Origin of the sequence: Brevundimonas naejangsanensis, from assembly GCF_003627995.1 — a bacterium.
GTDB lineage: Bacteria > Pseudomonadota > Alphaproteobacteria > Caulobacterales > Caulobacteraceae > Brevundimonas > Brevundimonas naejangsanensis_B.
In genome coordinates this window covers 1,788,956-1,806,627 of the sequence record NZ_CP032707.1, presented here as the reverse complement: position 1 = coordinate 1,806,627, position 17,672 = coordinate 1,788,956, and the positions used below count along the sequence as shown (strand labels likewise).

The 17,672-nt window shown below is 72.1% G+C and carries 18 protein-coding genes and 3 pseudogenes; 4 read left to right on the top strand and 17 right to left on the bottom strand.

Annotated features, from left to right (window positions below; all coding sequences use genetic code 11):
- Positions 1 to 46: 46 nt before the first annotated feature.
- The 5 genes and pseudogenes from D8I30_RS08515 to D8I30_RS08495 all read right to left on the bottom strand — a co-directional run bounded on the left by D8I30_RS08515 (position 47) and on the right by D8I30_RS08495 (position 6,781).
- A complete protein-coding gene (locus D8I30_RS08515) occupies positions 47 to 952 on the bottom strand; it encodes a DnaJ C-terminal domain-containing protein (protein ID WP_121482364.1) in 906 nt (301 codons plus the stop codon).
- Positions 953 to 1,076: 124 nt separating this feature from the next.
- Positions 1,077 to 4,752 (bottom strand): annotated as a pseudogene (locus D8I30_RS15110) (baseplate multidomain protein megatron).
- Between the two features lie 3 nt (positions 4,753 to 4,755).
- Entirely contained in the window at positions 4,756 to 5,184 is a 429-nt protein-coding gene (locus D8I30_RS08505) for an NlpC/P60 family protein (RefSeq protein WP_240387385.1), read from the bottom strand.
- Between the two features lie 115 nt (positions 5,185 to 5,299).
- Positions 5,300 to 5,956 carry a baseplate hub protein gene (locus D8I30_RS08500; protein ID WP_121482362.1) on the bottom strand — a complete coding sequence of 219 codons (657 nt, stop codon included), beginning with the start codon at positions 5,954 to 5,956 and terminating at the stop codon, positions 5,300 to 5,302.
- Positions 5,957 to 6,160: 204 nt separating this feature from the next.
- On the bottom strand, positions 6,161 to 6,781 hold the full coding sequence (locus tag D8I30_RS08495) for a DUF2460 domain-containing protein (protein ID WP_121482361.1): 621 nt from the start codon (positions 6,779 to 6,781) through the stop codon (positions 6,161 to 6,163).
- 167 nt (positions 6,782 to 6,948) lie between these two features.
- On the opposite strand from D8I30_RS08495, the gene D8I30_RS08490 reads away from it, so the two are divergent.
- Positions 6,949 to 7,653, top strand: coding sequence for a DUF805 domain-containing protein (locus D8I30_RS08490; protein WP_121482360.1), 705 nt, complete (start codon positions 6,949 to 6,951; stop codon positions 7,651 to 7,653).
- A gap of 156 nt (positions 7,654 to 7,809) precedes the next feature.
- On the opposite strand, the gene D8I30_RS08485 is transcribed toward D8I30_RS08490, so the two are convergent.
- From D8I30_RS08485 to D8I30_RS08450, 8 genes and pseudogenes are all read right to left on the bottom strand, one after another.
- Entirely contained in the window at positions 7,810 to 8,331 is a 522-nt protein-coding gene (locus tag D8I30_RS08485) for a phage tail tape measure protein (RefSeq protein ID WP_121482359.1), read from the bottom strand.
- A gap of 120 nt (positions 8,332 to 8,451) precedes the next feature.
- Positions 8,452 to 8,619 carry a phage tail assembly chaperone gene (locus tag D8I30_RS08480; protein WP_121482358.1) on the bottom strand — a complete coding sequence of 56 codons (168 nt, stop codon included), beginning with the start codon at positions 8,617 to 8,619 and terminating at the stop codon, positions 8,452 to 8,454.
- Between the two features lie 2 nt (positions 8,620 to 8,621).
- Positions 8,622 to 8,918 (bottom strand): GTA-gp10 family protein, encoded by a 297-nt coding sequence (locus D8I30_RS08475; RefSeq protein WP_121482357.1) that lies wholly within the window; start codon positions 8,916 to 8,918, stop codon positions 8,622 to 8,624.
- Between the two features lie 163 nt (positions 8,919 to 9,081).
- Complete coding sequence (locus D8I30_RS08470; RefSeq protein WP_121482356.1) at positions 9,082 to 9,492, bottom strand: phage major tail protein, TP901-1 family; 411 nt, start codon at positions 9,490 to 9,492, stop codon at positions 9,082 to 9,084.
- A 192-nt stretch (positions 9,493 to 9,684) separates the two neighbouring features.
- A pseudogene (locus D8I30_RS08465) lies at positions 9,685 to 10,004 on the bottom strand (DUF3168 domain-containing protein).
- 83 nt (positions 10,005 to 10,087) lie between these two features.
- Positions 10,088 to 10,402: a phage head completion protein gene (locus D8I30_RS08460; protein ID WP_240387190.1), complete on the bottom strand. Its 315-nt coding sequence runs from the start codon at positions 10,400 to 10,402 to the stop codon at positions 10,088 to 10,090.
- Complete coding sequence (locus D8I30_RS08455) at positions 10,399 to 10,665, bottom strand: head-tail connector protein (protein WP_121482354.1); 267 nt, start codon at positions 10,663 to 10,665, stop codon at positions 10,399 to 10,401. Before D8I30_RS08455 ends, D8I30_RS08460 begins: the two co-directional genes overlap by 4 nt.
- A 161-nt stretch (positions 10,666 to 10,826) precedes the next feature.
- Positions 10,827 to 12,069, bottom strand: a pseudogene (locus D8I30_RS08450) (phage major capsid protein).
- 112 nt (positions 12,070 to 12,181) lie between these two features.
- Between D8I30_RS08450 and D8I30_RS08440 the strand changes: the two are divergent.
- The 3 genes from D8I30_RS08440 to D8I30_RS08430 all read left to right on the top strand — a co-directional run bounded on the left by D8I30_RS08440 (position 12,182) and on the right by D8I30_RS08430 (position 14,081).
- Positions 12,182 to 12,991, top strand: coding sequence for a hypothetical protein (locus tag D8I30_RS08440; protein WP_162938844.1), 810 nt, complete (start codon positions 12,182 to 12,184; stop codon positions 12,989 to 12,991).
- 6 nt (positions 12,992 to 12,997) lie between these two features.
- Positions 12,998 to 13,474 carry a hypothetical protein gene (locus D8I30_RS08435; protein ID WP_121482351.1) on the top strand — a complete coding sequence of 159 codons (477 nt, stop codon included), beginning with the start codon at positions 12,998 to 13,000 and terminating at the stop codon, positions 13,472 to 13,474.
- A gap of 109 nt (positions 13,475 to 13,583) precedes the next feature.
- On the top strand, positions 13,584 to 14,081 hold the full coding sequence (locus tag D8I30_RS08430; protein WP_162938843.1) for a M20/M25/M40 family metallo-hydrolase: 498 nt from the start codon (positions 13,584 to 13,586) through the stop codon (positions 14,079 to 14,081).
- Between the two features lie 25 nt (positions 14,082 to 14,106).
- On the opposite strand, the gene D8I30_RS08425 is transcribed toward D8I30_RS08430, so the two are convergent.
- The 4 genes from D8I30_RS08425 to D8I30_RS08410 form a co-directional block, all read right to left on the bottom strand.
- Positions 14,107 to 14,616: an HK97 family phage prohead protease gene (locus D8I30_RS08425; protein ID WP_276118564.1), complete on the bottom strand. Its 510-nt coding sequence runs from the start codon at positions 14,614 to 14,616 to the stop codon at positions 14,107 to 14,109.
- Between the two features lie 62 nt (positions 14,617 to 14,678).
- A complete protein-coding gene (locus D8I30_RS08420; protein ID WP_346426475.1) occupies positions 14,679 to 14,906 on the bottom strand; it encodes a hypothetical protein in 228 nt (75 codons plus the stop codon).
- 165 nt (positions 14,907 to 15,071) lie between these two features.
- Positions 15,072 to 16,238 carry a phage portal protein gene (locus D8I30_RS08415; protein ID WP_240387189.1) on the bottom strand — a complete coding sequence of 389 codons (1,167 nt, stop codon included), beginning with the start codon at positions 16,236 to 16,238 and terminating at the stop codon, positions 15,072 to 15,074.
- A gap of 166 nt (positions 16,239 to 16,404) precedes the next feature.
- Positions 16,405 to 17,664: a DNA-packaging protein gene (locus D8I30_RS08410; protein ID WP_240387188.1), complete on the bottom strand. Its 1,260-nt coding sequence runs from the start codon at positions 17,662 to 17,664 to the stop codon at positions 16,405 to 16,407.
- Between the last annotated feature and the right edge of the window lie 8 nt (positions 17,665 to 17,672).

Here is a 17,672-nt window from a genome sequence, read left to right as displayed (position 1 = left end):
CTCTGAAATCTCGGGGAGGAGAAGGAGGAACGAAACCCTTAGGCCATCATCGCCCGGGCTTGTAGGGCCGGCGTTCACGCCATTCAGTCGCGAACCGGACCAGTTCGTCGTCCGGCGTCTCCGGCAGCGTCACCACCAGCTTCGCCAGCAGGTCGCCGCGCCGGCCGCCGGCGTAGGCGCCGCGCCCCTTCAGCCGCAGCACCTTGCCCGAGTTGGAGCCCTTGGGCAGGGTCATCATGACCGCCCCCTCAGGCGTCGGCACCTGCACCTTGCCGCCCAGCACAGCGTCCGGAACCGACACCGGCAGGTCCATGGTCAGGTCCGCCCCGTCGCGCTGGAAGATCGGGTGCGGCTGGATGCGCAGCTCGATCAGGGCGTCGCCCGCCTGGCCGCCGCGCCCCGGCGCGCCCTGCCCCTTCAGCCGGATCGCCTGGCCGTCCGCCGCCCCCTTGGGAATGGCCACGTCCAGAATCCGGCCGTCCGAGAACTGGATACGCCGCGTCGTCCCGGCGATGGCGTCCTCCAGGCTGATGTCCAGGGTGGCGCGCACGTCCTGGCCGCGCCCGCCGCCGAAGCCGCGCCCGGCCCCACGACCGCCGAAGGCGCCGAACAGCTCCTCCAGGTCGATGTCCTCGAATCCCCCGCGTCCGCCCGAACCGCCGAAGCCGGAAAAGCCGCCCGCGCGCCCCGCGCCCGGACCGCCTCCGCCGAAGCCCCGGAACTGCTCGCGGCCGTCGGCGTCAATCTCGCCCCGGTCGTATTTGGCGCGCTTCTCGGCGTCGCCCAGCAGGTCGAACGCCGCCGTCACCCGCTTGAACCGCTCCTCGGCGGCCTTGTCGCCGGGGTTCTTGTCAGGGTGAAGTTGCTTGGCCAGCTTGCGGAACGCCTTCTTGATCTCGTCCGCGCTCGCGCCCTTGGCAACGCCCAGTTCCTGATAGGGATCGCCCGCCACTGTCGCCTTGCTCCGAGATCAACTGAACCAATGGGTCAGTTAAGCCATGCGCCCCCCCGCCGAAAGGGGCGAGGATGGTTTCCTCATGTTGCGCACCCTCTCCCGGCGGGAGAGGGTCTTAATATCACAGCACCACCTCCGCCTCCGCCCCCCAGCCGAACCCCTCGCCCCACTGAGCCACGGCGACCGTCGCTCCCACGCCGACCCCGCCCGGAAAGTCCGTCGCGACCTCGGCCCCGCCGTAAACCGCCTCCAGCCCCTCGACCTCCCAGACCCGGCGCACCGCCGTCCCGTCCAGCACCCGCACGCGAAAGCGCCGCGGATCGACCTCGACCGGCTCGCCTTCCCAGCCGTCGCCGCCCAGGCGTACCCGCGGCACCCAGCGCAACCGCCATCCACCGCCTTCTTCCGTCACCCTCAGATGCGCCGGCCGCCACGGCGCCGCCTGCCGGTTGGTCCAGGTGAAACTCGCCTGCCTCGTGCCCGCCCCGCCCGGCGGCGCGCCTAGCGGCCCCGCCCGCCACAGGCGCGGCAGACCCCGCTCGGCGACGTCGACCTCGGCCCGCGCCATGCCGCGCTCCAGCATGACGACCAGCGCCCCCGGCTCGGCCCCGACCGCCGCCGCATCTTCCGTCCCCTGCTGCCCGCGCAACAGGCCGCTCAGAAGCCAGACCGCGCCGCCGACCAGTTGGGCCCGACGGAACTGCACCAGCTCCCACCCGTCCGCGCTGCGCACCGCCAGGGCGTTGGCGCCCGACAGCACCGCCTCGGCGGATCGGCTCTGCGGCGCCTGCCCCTCGATCCGCACGCTCAGCACGCCCGTCTCGTCCCAGCGCCCGACCACGCCGGGCCGCAAGGGGGCCGTCAGCGTCCCCACCGTCGACGGCGTCTCCGCCATGGCCCTTTGCGTCAGGCTGTCCGCCGAGACGCCCCCGTGCAGCGCCATCGGCGTCCAGGGCTCGGCCGCGATCGCGACAACCGGCCGCCCGTCCGCCTCCTCCCCCGGCAGGGGCGGCAGGTCCAGCAGCGCCAGGAAGGGCGCGCCCGGCGTCATCGCCCCGCCGCCGCCGCGCCAGACCTCGGGCGCATCCACCGCCACGACCGCAACCACCGGCGTCAGGGTCGCGCTCGGCGCCTCGTCCCAATCCAGCCCCTCGACGCGCCAGTCGCCCGAACGGCCCTCCACCGCCGCCACGTCGCCCGGCTCCAGCTTCAGCGCCTCCAGCGGCCCCAGCCTCAGCGTCAGCCGCTCCGCCCCTTCGCCCTGCAGCAGACGCTGCGCCGCCGCCGTCGCCAGCCCGGCCCCGACCACGGCGGGCAGGGCCGCGTCCACGCTGCCGCCTTCGCCCTCGCCGCGCACGACGACCGCGCCAAGCTGATAGTCCGCGGCCTCGTCGATGAAGCGCAACCGCGCCGCGCTCGGCCGGGGCGTCAGCCGCCGATCCGCCGCCGCGCTTCCGCCCCTGTCAGGCAGGGCCAGCGCCGCCTCCAGCAGCGTCGTCTCCCGCGCCGTCTCGGCCAGCACCGCCACCCTGCCGCCGCGCTCGGCCGTGACCGCGCCCAGGGCCGTCGTCAGCGGCTCGAGCGCCTCGCGCGTCGCCATCGGCCGATCGATCACATAGCCGACCACGGCGCCCTCCACCGCCCCGACGGCGAACGCCGCCTCGTCCAGGCCGCCCCGCTTCAGGATCGCCTCGATCAGCCCGCGCGCATCGCCCCCCATCCGCCCGTTCAGCCAGTGCCCGGTGCGCCAGGCTCCCGCATCGGCCCACACGTCCCCCAGCGCCGGAAACGCCGGATAGGGCCGCGCGTCCCAGCACCAGGCGTCCGCTCCCTGCAGCATGGGCCCGCCATAGACGGCCGAGACCGGATTGTTCTCCGGCTGGGCGTAATGCTCCAGCACCGCCTCGATCAGCCGCCGCTGCATGCGGTCGTCTCGCGCCCCGGTCGAGTGCGGCGGCAGGGCGGTCTCGCTGCTCTTGGGATCCTGGAACAGGTTCGGCGCATTGCCGCCCCGGTCCACCGCCGCGCAGCCGAACTCGGTCAGCCGGATCGGCTTCATCCCCGGAACCCAGGCCGTCGGCGCCGCCTGGCGCACGCCGCCGATCCGTTCATGGTGCGCGTTCGACCACCAGCCCCTCAGGTCCTTGCAGCGCCAGATCCAGTCCTCGCCATGGGCGCCGTCCCTGATCGGCGTGCGCCGCTGCGCCGCCCTGTCCGCGTCGGAGGCGTAATACCAGTCATGGCCCTCGCCCCCGCGACCTGGGCCGCGAGATAGGACGGGTCCGACGGCCCCTTGAACGCCTCGGCGTCCAGCCCGCCGTCGCCGCCGCGCCAGTCGCCCATCGGCGGATACCAATCGACGCCGACGTAATCGATGTTCGGGTCCGCCCACAGAGGATCGAGGTGAAAGCGAACCTCCCCGTCCCTCTGCCAGCCGAAATACTCCGACCAGTCGGCGGCGTAGCTCAGCGTCACGCGCGGCCCGACCACCGCCCGGCACTCGGCCGCCAGGGCGCGGAACTGCGCCACCGCCGGAAAGCCGCCGTCCGCGTCGCGCGTCCCCGTCAGCCCCCGCATCTCCGAGCCGATCAGCAGGCCGTCCGCCCCTCCTCGGCCGCGATCTTCGCATAGTGCAGCGCCAGCCGCCGCAGGCCCCAGCCGCTCGCCGTGCCTGACAGGGCCGCGACCTCGGCCGTCGCCCCCGCCCCGTCCGTCCCCTTGACGCGTCCGCGCCACGGATAGCCGGGGCAGTCCATGAAGACGAAGGGATACAGCGTCACCTCCAGCCCGCGCGCCTTCAGCGCCCGGATCGCCTGTCGCACGCTCTCGTCCGACGGCGTCCCGCCATAGGCCGGTCCGCCGTCCGCCTGCGAAATCAGATGCGCCTCGCCGCGCTCCACCCCCGCCACGCTCCAGCGCAGCGGCTCCGTCGGCTTGTCGCGCCGCTCCACCCCCGGTCGGATGCGGCAATGGCCCGCCCGCACATCGTCGCCGAACCAGCCAACCACCAGGCTGACCCGCTTCAGCCTCGGCGCCTGGGCCAGGAGGTGGTCCAGCGAGACCTCCAGGTCCGCCCGCCCGGCGGCCAGATGCACGTTCTCGGGCGTCGATTTCGTCAACCCCTCGCGCCGCATCACCGGCTCGGTCGCCAGGCAGAACTCCCCCGCGCCGGGGATAAGGCACACCCCCTCCAGCCGGTCCTCCAGCTGCGTCCGCGCGCCCAGCGGTCGCCGGAACACCTCGAAGGCCAGCTGCGGCGGCCGGTCGCCCCAGGCGTCCAGCGGCAGGTCCTCGAACACCACATAGGCCGTGCCGCGATAGGCGGGCGCCCGCCCCTCCACCGCCTCGATCAGCGGGTCCGGCAACTGATCGTCCGTCCCGCGATGCAGGCGCATGGTCACGCCCGACAGGTCCATCGGCTGGCCGTCGGCCCAGACGCGGCCGATCCCATCGACCGGCCCCTCGCACAGGGCCACGGCGAAGCTCAGCGAATAGGCGTAGTCGACTGTCTTCGGCCCGCCCTTGCCGCCCGAACGCTTCTCCTTGCGCTCCAGAAAGCGCGCCGCCCAGATCACCTGGCCGACCACCCGCGCCCGGCCGAAGACGCAGGCCATCGGCGCCCCCTCGGCCGAGGTTTGCAGCTTCAGCCCCTCCAGCCTCGGCCCGACCTGCCGCGCCGGCGACAGCCCCGCGACCAGCCGGTCGTCCAGCGCCTTGCCCAGCAGCGCCCCGCCCAGCAGGCCCAGGCTGCTGACGCCCGCCAGTCCGCCGACGCCGCCCAGCAGCACCTGCGCCATGCCCTACTCCTTCAGTTTCTCGGGCCAGCGGAAAGCGGCGACCAGCCGCCGCCGCCACCACGGCCCCATCCAGCTCTCGACCACCGACCGCCCCCAATAGGCGTGGATCATCCGCCGCTCCGGCCCCTCCACCGCGCTCAGCACGGCGCAGTGCTTGGCGGGCGCCCCCGCCGCTATGCGGAACAGCAGCACGTCGCCCAGCCCCGCCCGCTCGGGCGCAATCTCCACCAGCCGGCGCCGCGCCGCCGCCCAAAGCGCCTCCTCGCCCCCGACCTCGGCCCAGTCGGGGCGATAAGGCGGCGGCGCCTCCGGCTCGTCGCCCATCACCTCGCGCCAGATTCCGCGCACCAGGCCCAGACAGTCCGCCCCCTCGCCCCTCACGCTGGCCTGATGCCGATAGGGCGTGCCCAGCCAGCTGCGCGCGACGGCCACGACCAAGGCGCGCCGCGCCTCTCCCTCCCCTTCATGGAGAGGGTGGTCGCGCAGCGACCGGGTGGGAGAGCTTGGCGATCAGGGCGCGGCGCTCGAACAGCCTCGCCGCCCCCCCTCATCGCCTGCGGCTCCCGCCGTCGTTGCGCCCGCCGACGAAGGGCCGCGCGGTCAGGAAGTCCTCGCCGGGAATGTCGGGAAAGCCCTGGAAATTGGCCCCGTTGCCGAAGGTCCCCACGCAGGTCTCCCAACGCTTGTCGCAGCTCCGTCCGCCAACCGCCGCCGCGCCCAACCGACACCGCGCGTCGCCCAGCACCGCGTCGCACCCCCGGCCGTAGGTCCGCCCGACCACCCGCTCCAGCGCCGCCATCGGCCCGTCCAGATCAGCGACGAACCGCCCCGCTTCTCGCCGGATGCGCGCCAGCGTCCCCGCCCACAGCCGCACCCTCAGGTCCGGCCGCATCCAGTCCACGCGCCACAGCTCGACCCGCGCCCCGTCGTAGAGCCCCGCCGCGATGTCGGCCTCCGTGATCGCCGCGTCGTCCAGCCCGCCCGAGGCCGACAGCGATCCCGCCGCCAGCCCGGTCTGCGCCTCCCCGACGCCTCCGGTCCAGCCGCTCGACGCCCGGCACGCCACGCCCTCGACCTCCAGGTCGCCGTCGTGGTCGGTGAAGCCCATCGCCTCGCCGTCCGACCGCCGCAGCAGCCAGACATGGCACAGCGTCGCCGCCCCGCTCTCGATGCGGTCAGCCAGTTCAGTTGGAATCGTCCTCATGTCACTCCCTCTCCCTCCCCGTCCCGGGGAGGGTGGCTGAGCCGCGACGAGGCCGGGTGGGGGCCAGGCCCGGCGCTGCAAGCGCACGCCCCTCTCCTCCCCATTTCATGGGGAGGGGGACCGCGAAGCGGTGGAGGGGCCACGGCGGCGAAACCAGGCAGCCCCTCCGGCTCGTCGGCTACGCCGCCGATCCACCTCCCCATTTCATGGGGAGGAGACCCGCACTTCGATCAGCGGCATGGCGACCATCCGCCCGGCGCCGAAGCTCTCCAGCGTCACCTCCATCCGGTCCGCGTCGAAGCGCACCGGAACGTCGAAGGCGAAGCCCGCCGTCACCGCCGCGCCCGGCGGCGGCGGCGTGGCCAGCGTCACCCGCCCCGTCGTCGCATCCAGGCTGAAGGCCGTCGTCTCCGCGCCCGCCACGGCCACGCGCGCCGATCCCTCGACCGGCTTGGCGATGAGGCGCCGGTGATCGCCATAGGCCTTGAGCAGCTGAAACGTGCGCGCCTCGCCGTCTCCGGTCCCGATCGCCTGATCCAGCGGCGTCACCGCCGCCCCCGGCGCCCCGCTCTTGAAGTCGGCGAAGTCGCGAAACCGGAACCCGAACAGCCGTCCCCGCCGCGCCTCGAAGAAGGCGGTCAGCTCGGCCATGTCGTCCAGCGAGCGCAGCCCCGCCCCGATCAGATAGCGCCTGCGCCCCTGGCCCCACGGCGTCGAGCGTCGCTCGAACCCCGAAGCCAGGGTCGTGATCTCGGTCCGCCGCTCGACCCCGCCGGTCGAGCCGAACGCCAGCCGCGCGGGCAGGCGCACCTCATGAAAGGACATAGACCCTCGCTTTTTCATTGACTTGCCAGCGACTTGTCCGCCCCCGGACGGTTGCGGACCGTTCGCAGAAATCTTCACCTGGAGTCAGGCTTCGGGTTGTTTGAACGGCCAAGCTCGGCCATGCTTTCGCCATCACGGCCCCGGCCGTTCAGACAGGGAGACTCCGCGTGCGCGGTGAAATACTCAGCTTCGACGAGGCCTCGGGAACCGGCCTGATCAGCGGCGACGACAGCATCCGCTACGGCTTCGACCGCTCGGCCATCCCGGCCGGCGCCGTCATCGCCCCCGGCGCGCGCGTCGACTTCGTGCCCGAAGGCGACCGGGCCACGCAGATCATGGTCCTGACCGCCTCGGCCCCCGCCGCCGCCTTCGGCCAGGCCGCCGGCTCCAGCGCCGCCCCCGCCACGGCTGCGGGCGGGTACGACTTCGCCTCGGCCATGTTCTCGTTCAACGGCCGTCTGCGCCGCCAGCACTTCTGGATCAGCTGGCTGATCCTGTTCGGCGCCGGAATGGTGCTGGGCTGGATTCCGGTCCTCGGCCTGCTCCTGTCGATCGTCCTGATCTGGCCGAACCTGGCCATCACGGTGAAACGCCTGCACGACATGGGCAAGTCGGGCTGGTTCGCGCTCATCCCCTGGGTCGCCAACGTCGTCGGCTTCTTCATGATCATCGGCGCCGTCGGCACGGCCATCATCACCAATCCCCAGGCCTTCGAGAACGAAGACCCCGCCGTCATCCTGTCCATGCTGGGCTCGATGATGGGCGGTCTCAGCATCATGCTGCTGGCGGGCCTGGTCTTCCTGCTCTGGATCGGCGTCAGCGACAGCCAGAAGGGCGACAACAGGTTCGGCCCCAATCCCAAGGGCGAGTAACGCTTCCCAAAAGGGCGCTCTTCGGAGCGCCCTTTTTTCTTTTAAGTGGGCGCTATCGCTCGGCGCACGGCGCCTCGCTGCTTGAGCGCGTAAGGTTGGCGCTATGCTCGGCGCGCGGCGCCTCGCCGCTTGAGCGCGTAGGTTTGGCGCGATTGCTCAGCGCGCGCCCAGGGCCGCCGCCCGGGCCAGCATCCGGGCGATCTGGGTCTCCGAGCGCAGCAGGCCCTCGGCCCCGCCGTCGACCTTCACGTTCACCGTCACGCCCCCGGCCGCGCCCATCGGCTCGACGGTTCCGGCCCCCGCCGGACGAAACACCTCCGGCCCGCGCTCCCCGACCAGATAGGCTCCGCCGCCCAGCACCGGCCCGCCCTCGGCCCGCGCCCCGGAAAAGCCGCCCAGCGCCGCCGCTATGGCCCCCGACAGGCCCCCGCCGCGCGCGCCCGCCGCCGCATTGACCGCGTTCAGCACTGCCCGCGCCAGCTCGGCCAGCGTCACCTCCCCGTCCGCCGCCGCCCGCGCCAGCGACCGCGTCAGGCTGGCGCCCGCCCGGCCGAAGGCGTCCTCGATGGAGGCCGCCGCCCGCTCCGCCGGCTCGCGCAGCGCCTCCAGCGCCGCCGCGGCTTCCGCCGCCTTCACCGGCACCGCGTCGATGCCGTCCGGCCTGAAACTATCGGTCATATCGTCCTTTCTCCCTCCCCGTCATGGGGAGGGTGGTCGCGCAGCGACCGGGTGGGGGCGGCGACGCGATCAGGCGCCGACGCGCCTCCCTCCCCGGGACGGGGAGGGAGAAGGCCGCGTTCAATCCGGCCACATCGCCTGCATCCGCTCCAGCTCGCCGCGCGCCAAGGGCGCCGCCTGGACCGGCCCCGCCGTCAACATCCGCCACTCCTTCAGAGACAGCCGCCAGAAGCCTTCCGGCCCCACGCCCATCCGCGCCGCCGCCTGCATCATCTCTCCCCACGGCATCCTCACGCCGCCGCCGCAAAGGCCTTCGCCACCGCCTCCGCCGCCTCGCGCGGATCAACCGGCGCGTTCGCCAAGCCGTCCGCCAGCGCCGCCTCGCCTCCGCCGCGCAGCAGAGCCGCCAGCACCACCAGCAGATCCCGCGCCGACAACGCCTTCATCCGCTCGGCCAGCGCCGCCATCCCGGCGACGCCCAGCCCCGTCTCGATCTCGGCCAGCGCCCCCAGCGTCAGGCACAGCTTCCGCTCCGCCCCCGCCAGCACCGCCGCGACCTCGCCCCGCACGCCGTTGGTCGACATCATCACCCCCTCTCCCTCCCCGTCCCGGGGAGGGTGGCTGAGCCTGAAAGGCGAGGCCGGGTGGGGGCGGCCAGGCTATTCAAGCGCGCGTTCCAATCACCCGGCCCTCCCCACCCGGTCGCTGCGCGACCACCCTCCCCGGGACGGGGAGGGAGAAACGCCGCCCTCACACCGCCGCGAACGTCACCTCGCCCGCGCTCGCCAGGCTCAGCGCAAAGCTCGCCTCGCCCTCGTGCTCGCCGGCGTATTCCAGCGCGGCCACCAGGAACGGCCCCTCCAGCACGCCGAAGTCCGGCACGATCAGCCGCCACGTCCTGGCCGCCTGCTCGAAGAAGGCTTCGCGGATCAGGGCGTCGGACGCCGCGTCGCGAAAGATCCCCTGCCCCGACACCGCCGCCGACTTCACCCCGGCCCCGGCCAGCAGTTCGCGCCAGCGCCCGGCCGAGTCCCCGTCCGTCGCGTCCACCGTCCTGGCGTTCAGCGAGATCGTCCGCGCCCTCAGCCCCGCCACCGTCGTGAAGGCGCCGCCTGCACCCTCGATCTTGAGCAGGATGTCCTTGCCCCGTTGCGCCGTCATGATGTCCCTCGTTTCGTTTTCCAGAATAAGCCTGCCCCTCTCCCTCCCCTTCATGGGGAGGGTGGTCGCGATAGCGACCGTGTGGGGGCGGCGAGGTGATGCAGGCGCGCTCGCGTCGGCTGGCCCTCCCCACCCGGCTTCGCCCTGCGGGCTCAGCCACCCTCCCCATGAAGGGGAGGGAGAGGCGTTGCGCTAAACCTCTTCCGTCACGGCCCGCACCCGCATCACCGCCCAGGCCCGCTTCAGGTCCCCGCTGCGGAACACGTCAGTGAACGTCACGCCCAGGCTGACCGCCTTCACTCCGTCCGCCTCCAGCGGCGCATCGGCGACCCGCGCGCGCACCGCCGCCGCCACCGCCCGCGCCTCCTCCAGCCCCTGAACTGGCTGGCGCAGGTCAGGGTCAATCGATGCTCGACCCCGCCCCCGTCGGCGTTCAGCGGCCGGCTCTCGCACCGCCCGATCACCAGATGCGGAAACCCGGCCCCCTGCGGCGGCTCGTCCCAGACGCGCATCGGATCGCCCAACAGCGCCTGCAACGCCCCGTCGCCGCGCAGATGCTCGATCAGCGCCTTCACCAGCGCCCCTTCATGATCCTTCATCGCGCCCGCTCCAGGTTCAGCCGCACCCGCCCCGCCGCCTTGGGATCGGCCTCGATCCCCACGACGCCCCAGTCGGCCCCGCCGAAGCGCACCACCAGCCTCTCGGCCAGCCGCGGATCGGCCCGCACCGTGGCGCTCAGCGTCTCCACCCCGCGCGTCACGCCGCCTTCCGTCCGCTCGCGGCGTCGTCGCGCGCCCAGCGCCATCCACAGCGAGCCGACCGGCTCATAGCTGACGACCCGCCCGCCATAGGGCGTCTGCGCCTCCACCGGCCGCACCAGCGACGCCACCACCTTCATCGCGCCGCTCACAGCCGCACCACGCGATAGGGCGCGATCCACCCCTCGACCGGCGCCGCCGACATCTCGCCCTCGCCGCGCTCATAGGCGCGCAACGCCAGCATCATCACCGCCAGCCGCAGCGGCGCCGGCGAGGTCGAGGTCAGGCTCAACCCCACCTCCCCCTCCACCCGCGCCCGGGCCGCGTCGATCAGGGTCTGGATCAGCCCGTCCTCCGCCTCATGCTCGACGCGCAGGAACAGCTTCGCCTCCGTGAGGCTCACGGGTGCGGTCATTCAAATCTCCATGTCTGTTCTGTTCCTTCTCCCCTTGCGGGAGAAGGTGGCCGCCGAAGGCGGACGGATGAGGGGTCTTGCCGCCCGCGAAACCCCTCATCCTCCCACCGCTCACGCGGCGGGTCCCCCCCTCTCCCGCAAGGGGAGAGGGGCCGCGCCCATCAGCTCGCCGCGAACTTCATCAGCTTGATCGCGTCGAAGTTCTGCACCCCGCCGCCCACGCGCTTGGTCGTGTAGAACAGCACATAGGGCTTGGCCGAATAGGGGTCGCGCAGCACCCGCACCCCCGCGCGATCCACGATCAGATAGCCGCGCGCAAAGTCCCCGAACGCGATCGACAGACTGTTGGCCGCCACATCCGGCATGGTCTCGATCTCGGTGACCGGATAGCCCAGCAGCGACGCCGTCTCACCCGGCCGCGTCGCCGGCGACCAGATGTAGTTGCCGTCCGCATCCTTGAACTTCCTCACGGCCGAGACCGTGCGGCGGTTCATCACGAAGCGCCCATTCGGGCGATACTGGGCCTTCGGCGCATAGATCAGGTCGATCAGCTTGTCCGCCGAGTTGGTCGAGGCGAAGCCGCCCCCGCCCCGACGCCACCGTGCCGATCTGGCCCCAGGTCTGCGTTCCCTCGCTCGCCGTGGCGTAGGCCAGGAAGCCCTTGGGCTTGTTGACCCCGTCACCGCTGACGAAGGCCGCCGTCTCCTGCGCAGCGAAGGCGTCCTCGACCTCGGCCGCCAGCCATTCGTCCAGGTCGATCAGGGCGTCGTCCAGCAGGCTCTGCGTCGCCGCCGGACAGGCGTAGAGATCGGCCGAGGAGAACTCCAGCAACGCCAGGGTCGCCGGGTCCGTCTCGGGCCGCGCCGCCGTCTCGGCCACCCAGCCCGCCGTCACCCCCGCCGTCGACACCGGCTTGCGGAACACGCCCGAACCCACCGTGCGCACCGTGGCGATCTCGCGCATCGGCGAGCCCGCCATCAGGCGCCGCTCGATGGCCCGCTCCGTCTCCGGCGGCACGACATAGCCGGCCGAGTTCGACGCCGACGACAACCCCGCCTTCAGCTCCAGACCATGGGCCTGACCCGACTTCATATAGCCGTCCCACGCGCTCTTTTCCTCCCCATGGAATGGGGAGGGGGACCGCGAAGCGGTGGAGGGGCTCGCCCCATCCAGGCCCGGCCTGCGCCCCTCGCTCAACACGCGATCCAGCCGCGCCTGGGCGCTGGCCACCGCCTGATCGATGCGCGCCACCTTCTCCTCCAGCAGCGCATCGGCCGACGCCTTCTTCTCGATCTCGTCCAGCCGGGCGTCATTGGCCCCTTTGAACGCCTCGAACGCGGCCATCATCTCATGCATGGCGGCGCGCGCCTCGGGGTTGCCCGAGACGGTCTTGGTCTCTTTCATGGTCTCTCCGATTGAAGAACCGCGGTTTGCGGCTACGCTCGGCGCGCGACCTGGTCCGGATCGCGCCCTGTCCCTGCCGCCGCGCGGGACGCCCCTCCCGCAGAGGATCGCCATGCGGCTGCCGTTGGTCTCCTTGTTCGCCGCCCTGTCGCTGGGTCTCGCCTCCGCTGTTCAGGCCGCCCCCGACACGCCGACGCCCCAGGTCGAGGCCTGGCCTCTTCAGCAGACCGGCGCGATCGGCGCCTCCATCTTCTTCCAGGACCGCGCCGCCTGGCGCGCCACGGACGTGCTGCTGGCCCACCTGGGCGGCGCGACGGACCACGGCCTGATCGGCTGGATCGTGGTCGAGCAGGGCGACGCCCAGCTCGTCCGCTTCGTGCGCGGCGACCCGGCCGCGCCCCGGCCCGGTTACGACATCCTCGTCGACAAGACCGGCCGCCCCGGCCCGGCGGTCAAGTCCAAGGACGTCGTCCTGCCGGACGATCAGATCGCGCGTTACCTGGCCCGCGCCACCGCCCTCGCCAACATCGGCGCCCTGCGCTGCACCGCCAGTTTCAACCCTGTGGTGCTGGATGATCCCGACGGCGACGGCTGGCTGGTCTGGCTTCTGGCCGCCACCAACGACGTCGACGTCGTGCCGATGGGCGGCCACTATCGCTTCCACCTCACCGCCGACGGCCGCACCGTCGAGAAACGCGAACAGCTATCCAGCGGCTGCCTGAACATGGACCGCCGCAAGGCCGGCCAGTCCGGCCAGCCCGCCGCCCTCTTCACCACTGTGCTTGTCGCCTCCCAGCCGCTCGAGGTTCACGTCTTCCTGTCCCTGCTCAACCGCCTGCCGATCTACGTCGGAGCCGGTGACAAGATCTGGTCCGTCGAAGGCGCCGCGATCCGCGAGATCGATGCGTCGAAGGAGCGCTAGATCGTCATGCCCCTTGGAGCGCGAATTCGTGGCGCCCTCCTCCATCACTGGACGGGTCAGCTTCTCTCAGCTGCGCTTCTTCCCGGATGGCTGCTGCTTCTCGCCGCGTCCGCTCATGCCAGCGACGTGATCGCCGCTATCGCTAAACAAATGCTCGTAGGAATCACCATCGTCGCGGGCCTCCTCGTCGTCGGCCTTTGGCTCTGGTCCCGAGACAGGGCCAGCCTCCTTCAAGAGCAGATCAAGGCCGGCGCCCGTCCTGTTCAGAACAGAGATGAACGCTCTTCAAGCGTCTGGAGCTTGCTCGGCGGCGCAGCTTTCCTCGCTGCAGGCTGGCAGGTTCTTATGGATTTCAATCTCTTCACCCCTATCTTCGCCGATCTGGGCTTCAACTTGACCTCGGCGTGGGACACCCTGCTAGGGTTGAGCGCTATCCAGGTCGTCTGCTTCTTTGCGCACAATCGCTGGCTCAACCGCCCCTGAACCGCGCCTTGGCCAGCATGGGGAAGTCGCCGAAGGGCAACCTGCCCCCGAAGTGACAAACAACGACCACCGTTCCATAGTCCGTCCGAACCTCACTGTGAGGCCTCCGGTGACGGCATCGAAATCCCGCTCGGCGCTCACGGCCATGGGGCTCCTGGCCGTGCCCGCCCAAGGGCGGCCACGCCCCCAACGCCCTGCCGCAGCGGGCCGAGGCCATCGTCAACTGCCGCATCCTTCCGGGGCCTCCAGGGCCTCCATCGGCGACCAGATCCAGACCATCATCGCCGATCCGTCCGTAACGGTGGACCTGCTCGACACCGGCGTCGTCGCGGCGCCGGCCTCGCCTCTGCGCGACGACGTCGTCAGCGCCGTCACGGCGGCGGTCCACGCCCGCTATCCGGGGCTGACCGTCACGCCGTCCATGGCGGCGGGGGCTACCGACAGCATGCATTTCCGCGCCCAGGGCGTTCCTTCCTACGGCGTCAGCACCATCTTCATGAAACCCGAGGACGACGTCTCGCACGGCCTCAATGAACGCCTCCCCCTGGACACCATCGCCCCCGGCATCGCCCAGTGGGAAGCGGTCCTGAGAACCATGGCCGACTGACCCGCGGTCGTTTCCCTCGCCCCCGCTAGGGTTCGGCGGCCGCGCGTCCGCTCGCGACCGACCGGAACCGCGCCCCCGGCAGCATGGGAAAGGTCACCAGCGAGACCTCCCACAACTCCACCGCGCTCAGCACCCTTAACCGCCTCTCACGTCGCGCCTTCGCCGCGCGAAAGCCGATCGACAGCCCGTCCAGCGCCCCCGCTCGCGTCAGGGCGGCGGCGTAGCGGGCCTCGGCGGACCAGTCTTCAATCCGCCCCTCAACCCACAGGCCGCGCTCGTCCTCGACCATCTCGTCCCAGACCCCGACCACGGCGCGGCTCTCGTGCTGGTGCAGCATCCGCACCCCGCCCGCGCCGGTCCGCGCCAGACTCTCGGCGAAGGCCCCGCGCGCGACGACGTCCCCGTTCAGGTCCGCCACGCCCCACAGGGAGGCGTAGCCGTGGATGACAACCTCCCCTCTCCCCTTGCGGGAGAGGGAGACCGCGCACGGCGGCGCAGCCGTCGTCCTCGCGCGGTCGGGCGAGGGGTCGCGCAACCCCTCATCCGGCCCTACGGGCCACCTTCTCCCACAAGGGGAGAAGGACGTGTCATGCCCCATCACTTCTCCTCCAGTCGTCGCTCGATCCGCTCGACCGCCGCGCGCGTGGCCTCGCCCTGGGCCTCCAGCCGCGCCAGCCGCTCGGCGACCAGCCTCTGCTCGCCGACCCTCTGCTCCAGCGTCGCGATCCGCGCCGCCGCCCCGCCGGCCCAGACCAGCCCGCCGAGGGTCTGCACCAGCAGCGCCGCGACCAGGGCGACGGGAATTTTTCGCAACTCAGTCATCATCACCACCTTTCTCCCTCCCCGTCCCGGGGAGGGTGGCTGAGCCCAAAGGGCGAGGCCGGGTGGGGGCGGCAAGGTTATTCGGGCGCGCCCTGCATCACCGCGCCCGCCCCACCCGGTCACTATCGCGACCACCCTCCCCATGAAGGGGAGGGAGAGGGTCGCGCCCTATTCCCCCACCCCCGCCATGCGCCGACGCTCCTCGTCCGTCAGGAAACCCGCCGCGTTCAGCCGCGCCCACAGGGCGTCGCGCTCGACCTGCAGGGCCGGAACCGCGTCCAGGTCCGGCTCGATGCGGCAGTCGCTGAACCGCCCGCCCAGCCAGCCCGTCATCGCCCCCGCCGCCTTCCTCACCAGCGGGATCACCGTCGCGCGCCAGAAGGCGGCGTTGGCCTCGCGATAGTTGGCGTAGGTCGCGTCGCCCGGAATCCCCAGCAGCTGCGGCGGCACCCCGAAGGCCAGGGCGATCTCGCGCGCCGCCGCGTGCTTGCCGGCGATGAAATCCATGTCGTGCGGCGTCAGGCTCATCGGCTTCCAGTCCAGCCCGCCCTCCAGCAGCAGCGGCCGCCCGGCGTTGCGCGCCCCCGCATGGGCCTCGCCCAGCTCCGCCTTCAGCGCCTCGAACTGATCCGCCGTCAGCCGCTCGCCGTCCTTCGCCCCATAGACCAGAGCCCCGCTCGGCCGCGCCGCATTGTCCAGCAGCGCCTTGTTCCAGGCCCCCGAGGCGTTGTGCACGTCGATGGCGAAGGCCGCGGCCTCGAGCGGCGAAAAGCCGTAATGATCGTCCGTCGGGTGAAACAGTTTCAGGTGCATGACCGGCGACCAGCCGTCGCCGTGCCGGGCGATCCGCACCGCCTGCCCGCCGACCGCATACTCATAGGCCTCGGGCCAGCCCGCCCGCCCCGGAACCACCTTCACCCGGTCCGGCCGCAACGCCCATAATTCATCCGGCGCCCCGTCGCCGTCCGCGTCCCCCGACGCCTCGACATAGGCGTTGCCCGCCGTCTGCAGCGCGCCGTAGATCGCCTCCATCAGCTCCCCGCCCGACTGCTCCGGATTGGGCTTGGCCAGCAGCCGCGCCAGCGGATGCTCCGCTGTTCGCACGCCCCCGACCATCACCATCAGCGGGGTCGAGGCCGCCGCCTCGGCGATCATCCGCACGCAGCGATAGGCCACGGCGTTCCTGGCGAACCCCTCCTCGGCCAGGTGCGCATAGTCGCGCGGCGTCCACCGCGCCCGGCCCGCCCCGGTCAGGGCGATCAGCGGCCCCGCCCGGCTGTCCTTGATCTCGGGCGCAGCAACGCGCCGCCGACCGAACGGTCGTCGCCAATCCATGTGGTTCTCCATTTCAAATCCCTTCTCCCCTTGTGGGAGAAGGTGGCAGGCGAAGCCTGACGGATGAGGGGTAGCGCCAAGCTTGCCCTCCCCCACGGTCGACGTCGCAAAACCCCTCATCCGGCCCTGGCGGGCCACCTTCTCCCACAAGGGGAGAAGGATCAGATCACAACGCCCGCAGCCTCGGCTGGGTCTTCCCGGCCAGCAGCAGGTGCGTCAGCGCCCACACCAGCGCATCCGCCCGGTCGGGGCTCCGCCCCCCCGACGTCTCGCTCCCCAGCGCCATCATCTCTTCCTCCAGCGCCGGGAAGGCGTCGCAGTGGACCACCCGCCCCTGTTCATAAAGGGCCGCCACCGGCTCGGCCCGCGCCTTCTTGCTCCGGCTGGCGTGCACCAGCCGCACCTGCGCCGGACAGTCCGCCTGGCCCAGCAGGGTGCGCACCATCTCCCCGCCCTGATTGGCCTCGGCCAGCACCAGATCGGCGTCGAACTCTCGCGCGGTCTCGGCCACGCGCCGCGCCCACCCGGCGGGCGACAGGCCGCGCGCCGAGCGGTCGGCCAGCACATAGCCCGTCTTGTCCCAGCGCCCCGCGACCACGATCCCGCAGGCGTCGCCGTGGGCGCTGGCGGGCGGATCGACCGCCACCACCACTCGCTCAAACTTCGCCGGCTGGCTGCCCCGCGCCCGCGCCAGGTCCTCGGCGCGGAACAGGGCGCCGTCGGCCTCGATGACCAGCCCCTCCATCTCCTGCGCCTCCAGCCGCGTCCCGGCGTAGAGCGCTCGCAGATGCCCCAGGAACCCCGGCGCCAGATTGGCCGCATTGGCCTGCGTGGCCAGCCGCGCCTTGACCACCCCCGGCTCGGCCAGCAGCCGCCGCAACGCCGGAATGGGCCGCGGCGTCGTGGTGATCGCCAGCTTGGGATCGACCCCTAGCCGCAGCCCGAACCTCAGGTTCGACAGCGTCGTCTCGATGTTGCGCCAGGCGCAGAATTCGTCCGCCCAGGCGGCGTGAAACTGCGGCCCGCGCAGGCTGTCCGGGTCCTCCGCCGAGAACGCATAGGCCGCCGCGCCGCTCGGCCAGATCAGCCGCCTGCGCCCCGCCTCCCAGCGCGGCCGGTTGCGGCCCGGCGCCTGGGCCTTCAGCCCCGACGGCCCCTCGACCATGACCTCGCGCACGTCGTGCAGGGCCGGCCCGACCAGGGCGAAGGTCCAGTCCTTCGTCTCGGCCAGCCGGTTCATCCAGAACCCGCCGGCGAAGGTCTTGCCCGACCCGCGCCCGCCCAGCAGCACCCAGGTGCGCCAGTCGGCGTCAGACGGCCAGACCTGGTCCTGCGTCAGTCTCGGCGTCGCTCTTTGCAGCCGCAGCAGCTCCTCGCGCGGCGTCTCCGCCAGAAGCTGCAGGGCTGAATCCCTTGCGTTCGGCAATCCCGACA